At 66.0% G+C, this 4,847-nt stretch carries 5 protein-coding genes and 1 tRNA gene; all 6 read right to left on the bottom strand.

Translation table 11 applies throughout. From position 1 onward, the window contains the following. Positions 1-637: 637 nt before the first annotated feature. Positions 638-1,405, bottom strand: a complete 768-nt coding sequence (locus OZ671_RS31870; protein ID WP_268864423.1) for an ABC transporter ATP-binding protein — start codon at positions 1,403-1,405, stop codon at positions 638-640. Further along, positions 1,393-2,142 carry an ABC transporter permease gene (locus OZ671_RS31865; RefSeq protein WP_268864422.1) on the bottom strand — a complete coding sequence of 250 codons (750 nt, stop codon included), beginning with the start codon at positions 2,140-2,142 and terminating at the stop codon, positions 1,393-1,395. The genes OZ671_RS31870 and OZ671_RS31865 overlap by 13 nt, the downstream gene beginning before the upstream one ends. A 4-nt stretch (positions 2,143-2,146) precedes the next feature. Continuing rightward, on the bottom strand, positions 2,147-3,136 hold the full coding sequence (locus OZ671_RS31860; RefSeq protein WP_442957155.1) for an ABC transporter substrate-binding protein: 990 nt from the start codon (positions 3,134-3,136) through the stop codon (positions 2,147-2,149). A 190-nt stretch (positions 3,137-3,326) separates the two neighbouring features. Further along, the gene (locus tag OZ671_RS31855) at positions 3,327-3,794 is read right to left on the bottom strand and encodes an Lrp/AsnC family transcriptional regulator (RefSeq protein WP_268864420.1); all 468 of its coding nucleotides are present in this window, start codon (positions 3,792-3,794) and stop codon (positions 3,327-3,329) included. A gap of 247 nt (positions 3,795-4,041) precedes the next feature. Next, complete coding sequence (locus OZ671_RS31850; RefSeq protein ID WP_268864419.1) at positions 4,042-4,587, bottom strand: DUF6481 family protein; 546 nt, start codon at positions 4,585-4,587, stop codon at positions 4,042-4,044. A gap of 12 nt (positions 4,588-4,599) precedes the next feature. Beyond that, positions 4,600-4,692, bottom strand: a tRNA-Ser gene (locus OZ671_RS31845). Positions 4,693-4,847: the final 155 nt, after the last annotated feature.

Genomic DNA, 4,847 nt, shown 5'->3' with positions numbered 1-4,847 from the left:
TTAACCGTCTTCATATTGTAGACCTCCAAAGTTTCTCCTGAAAGGGAGCTGGGGTTCGTTGATCTTGCCGGTTCCCCGACGAGCCTTCGCCCTTAATTCCCCGCGAGCCGCCTGTCTTGTCTTCGCGGGTCGGAGAAACCTTCGAACCCAAGAGAGGCGGTGCGACGGGGGTGCCCCCCTTCGTCGCAGCGTCACCATTGCCGATGGCTCTGCTGCAATCAACGGAAACAATGTGCCACATAGGATCGCGCCGCGCTTTGCCCCGGACTGTTGCAAGAAGGCCACGCAGCCGTTAACCGCCCGGAAAGCCTGGAAACATCAGGCAAACCCTTACGGAATTAGATCAATTTTGATCTACGCCGGAAGCCCCGCCGTTAACCTGTGCGGCACGCCGGGACCTGGCCGCGCGCGGTCGCCCGTCACATCGCGAGATCGCCCGACACGCGAGCGATTCGTGCGCGGTCATACCCTGAAACGCACTGAAATGGCCGAAACAGCGGTGATTTTGATGTTTCTGGGTAGGAAACCGCGACGATCGCGACTCGGCACCCGCGCCGCAGGGATTCGCCGGGTTCCGCGTGCTTGCCGAATCCCGCGGGAGTTGCGCGGGTGCTGACATGCACCGCACTCGCGACGGTCAGATCGACGCGCCGTCAACCACCAGTTCACCTTCGAGCGCGGCGCGGACGGCACGCACGGTGCCCTGCAGACCCAGGTCGAGCCGCTCGCGCGGATGGGGCAGGTCGATTGCGTGAAGACCGGCGATCCGCCCGGGCGATCCGGCCAGCACGACGATGCGGTCGGCAAGATAGGTGGCTTCGTCGATATCATGGGTCACGAAGATGATCGTCTTGCCGGTGGCCTGGCGGATCCGCGTCAGCTCGTCCTGCAGTCCCTCGCGCGTGATGGCGTCGAGCGCGGAAAAGGGTTCGTCCATGAGCAGGACGTCCGGATCGACCGCCAGCGCCCGGGCGAGCGCGACCCGCTGCCGCTGGCCGCCCGAGAGCTGGTGCGGCCAGCGGTCGGCCAGATCCGCCAAGCCGACGATGCCGAGCGCTTCGCGGGCCTTTGCATGCCGCTCGCGCCGGCCAAGGCCGGTTTTTTCGAGGCCGAAGGCGACATTGTCGATCACCTTGCGCCACGGCAGGAGGCGGGCGTCCTGAAACACGAAGGCCAGGGCGCGCCGTCCCGGCGCGGCGGGCGCGATCTCGACATGGCCCGCGGTCGGCTCCGCCAGCCCCATGAGCACGCGCAGAAGCGTCGATTTGCCGACGCCGGACGGGCCGACGATCGCCAGGAACTCACCGCGCGCCACGGAGAGGTCGAGGCCCGACAGGACCTCGTTGCGCCGGCCGTCGCGCTCGAAAGCGAGCGCCAGGCCGCGGATCTCGATCACGCCCGCCATCGGAGGAGCCATCCCTGCAGGGCCACGAAGGCGGTGTCGAGCAGGCCGTAGAGTCCGGCCATGGTCAGCATGTAGATCACCACGATATCGGTCGCGAGCAGGCTCGATGCCTGCATCATGCGCTGCCCGAGGCCGGCAACGCCGAAGATCTCGGCCGCGACGACCGCCATCCAGGCCTGTCCGATCGCGGTGCGCAGGCCGACGAGGATGCCGGGCGTCGCCGCGGGCAGGAGCACTTTGAGGAGCCGCTCCGGCCCCGAGCGGAACCCGAAGGCGTCGGCCACCTCGATGAGGTCGCGGTCGACCGTGCGGATGGCGCCGTGGGCGGCAAAATAGACGATCCAGAACACCCCGACCGCAATGATGAAGACGGCGGCGGCTGGCGAAACGCCGAACCAGATGATGGCGAAAGGCACCCAGGCAAGGCCCGGGATCGGCCGCAGCAGGCGAACGACCCACGAGGCCAGGCTTTCGACGGGCCGATACATGCCGGTGGCGATGCCGAGCCCGACGCCGAGCGCGGAACCAACGGTCAGCCCCATGGCATAGTGGCCAAGGCTGCTGCGGATCGCTTCCAGCCACGCCCCACTCGACAGTTCGCGCCAGAAGGCGGCCGGCAGGACGCTCGGCGGCGGCAGGAAGGCGGCATTGACCAGACCCAGCCGCGGCACGACCTCCCACAGGCTGAGAAAGCCGGCAAGGCCGACCAGCGGCAACAGGACGCGCAGTGATTTCACGGGATTACTGTCCGGCAGCGGCGCGCTCGAAGAAGCTCGCGTCGAACAGGCCGTCCAGCGGCACTTCGCGGTCGAGCGCGCCGAGCTGGACCTGATAGCGCTGCAGGGCGGCGGTCGCCTCGACGATGCTGCGTGGATCCGCGGTGAATTTCGACGCCGGTGAAACCAGCGCCTTGGCGATGGTGGCCGTATCCACGATGCCCTTGCCGAGGGCCTGTTCTACCGGCGGAGCGGCACGGCCGGGATCGCGCTTGATCAGCGCGACCGCCCGGACGACGGCGCCGACCAGCGCCTGGACCTTGTCGGGATGGCGCTGCAGGAAGGCCTGGGTCACCGCGACGACGGTGCCGGGCTGGTTCGGAAACATTTCGCCGCCGAGGGCGACGATCTTGATGCCCGGATCACGCTGCGTGACGATGGTCACGGCCGGCTCGCGGATGGTCGCGCCCTCGACGGCACCGACCAGGACGGCCTGCTGCGTGGCGTCGATCCCCATCGGCACGACGGTGGCGTCGGCCCTGTCGGTCTTGGTCACCTCCCACAGCCAATGCTGCAGCGTCGTATTGGGCACGGAGCCCGCGGGCTGCGTCGCCATGCGGGCGGGCTGGCCGGTCGCGGCGCGATAGCGCTTGAACGCCTCGGCCGGCGCTGTGCCAGGCGTGAAGAAACGTGCGAGCTTCGGCGTCACCACCGCCGTCATTTCCTCGACCGCCGTGGTCGCCACCACCTTGATGTCGATGCCGCGCGACCGGGCGACACCGAGCGGGGCAACGCCGGCGACATAGATGTCGATGGTCCCCGAAGCCAGCGCCTGGATCATGTTCGGGCCGGATTCGAAGGTCGTATAGGTCGTGCCGAGGCCGGCCTCCTTCAGCCAGCCCTCGCGGTCGGCGACATAGACCGGCGCGGCGGCCAGGATCGGGATGACGCCGATCCTCGCCGTGACCGGCGTGCCGCCCTGAGCGACGGCTCGCGACGCGAAGGTGGCCACCATCGGGGCGGCGATGAGCAGACGGCGAGACAGCGACATTGGGAGATCCGGCGGCCAGAGATTGGGCTTGAGATAGAATGAAATTTTCCGCAACCGCAAGATCGTCAAAAAATGGAGAATTTCATCTCCGGTTTTTTCGAAATCTCAGCGCGATAATTTTGCCTGCGGGCGCTGCGGGGGAACAATCGAACCGTCAGGGCTTGGGCAGGGCCGGAACCTGATAGGCAGTGGTGGACTTGATGCGCTCCATGGCGAAGCGAGAAGTGACGTTCTTCAACGGGATCGCCTCGATCAGCCGCTTGTAGAACGTGTCATAGGCGGCCATGTCGGTGACCACGACGCGGAGCATGTAGTCGACGTCTCCGGCCATCCGGTAGAATTCCATCACTTCGGGCAGGGCCGAGACCGTCTCGGCAAACTTGCCGAGCCATTCGCGCGAATGGTCCGATGTTTCGATCGACACGAAGACCGTCAGGCCGAGACCGAGCTTTTCGGGAGAGACCAGCGCGACGCGGCGGACGATGAAGCCGTTCGCCTCGAGCTTCTGGATCCGCTTCCAGCAGGGGGTCTGCGACAGGTGCACTCGCTCAGCGAGCTCGGCGATCGATACGGTGGCGTCATCCTGGAGAATCGTCAGGATCTTGCGGTCGATGGCATCCATTCTCTGCTGAACCTCGAAAAGAACATGGCGTTTCGCCAAGCGAGGCAGATGAGGATATTTTTTCTCATATGCCCGATTTTCACCAGGATATGAGAATAAAATTTTCGATTTGGCAAGGGGATTGGCCGTTTTCGCGGCACGCCGTCCGCGCGCCGCCGGCATCGGTCAGGCCCGGCGCAACGAAAAAGGCCGGCTCGAAAGCCGGCCTTTTCCCGATGATGATGCAGGCGCGTGGGATGCTGCGGCGTCAGCGGCGCGAACCGCGCTGGGCACGCTGCGTCGCATAGAGAACGGCTTCGCGCAGCATGGCCTTGGGACGGTCGGCCTCGATCTGCGCGCGGCGCTCGGCCTCGCGCGCCCGCTCCTCTTCTTCGCGCGCTGCACGCTCGGCGGCTTCCTGAGCCGCCTTGGCCTCCCGCTCGGCGGCTCGGGCCGCCTCGCGCGCCTCGCGCGCCTCGACAATGGCTCGCCGCGCCGCCTCTCGCTTCATCCGCTCGGGATCGTCAGGTCCCGGGCGCGCCTTGAACTTTTCGAGAAGTGCCTGTTTCGCCTTCTCGGAGGCTTCGCGACGTCCATTGAAGCTGGTCTGATGCTGGATCGACAAAGGTGGTGGGCCCTGATTGGTGCTGGTGGATAGAGTTCGATGCTTCACCGGCTGTGCCGCCGCGATGCCTGTCGGCTGTTCATCGGGAACGATGCCCGGACATCGCGGAGCTTTCGGGGATTCGCCTGCCCGGTGAGGTTCAAGCGGCTGCGCCGGACCTGTCGAAAAAACTCCAGGTTTCGTCTGCATTCCCCAAAAATCTGGCGGAGACGGAGGGATTCGAACCCTCGGTACACCTTTTGAGCGTACACTCGTTTAGCAAACGAGCGCCTTCAGCCACTCGGCCACGTCTCCACGATGGCCGCCTCTATGCCCGCGAATGCGGCGATTGGCAAGGCGAAGGCGATGCAATGGGCCCAGCTTTTTGCGATGGCCTGCCTGCATGGCACGGATGGCCCGGAAGCCGGCACCGGGCGTTGCGGGGGGGTGCCGAGTCGCGGCGGAGGGCC

The sequence above is a fragment of the Phreatobacter sp. AB_2022a genome (genome assembly GCF_026847585.1).
Lineage (GTDB): Bacteria > Pseudomonadota > Alphaproteobacteria > Rhizobiales > Phreatobacteraceae > Phreatobacter.
The sequence above is the reverse complement of the archived record's forward strand: the minus strand, read 5'-3'. Positions and strand labels throughout refer to the sequence as shown.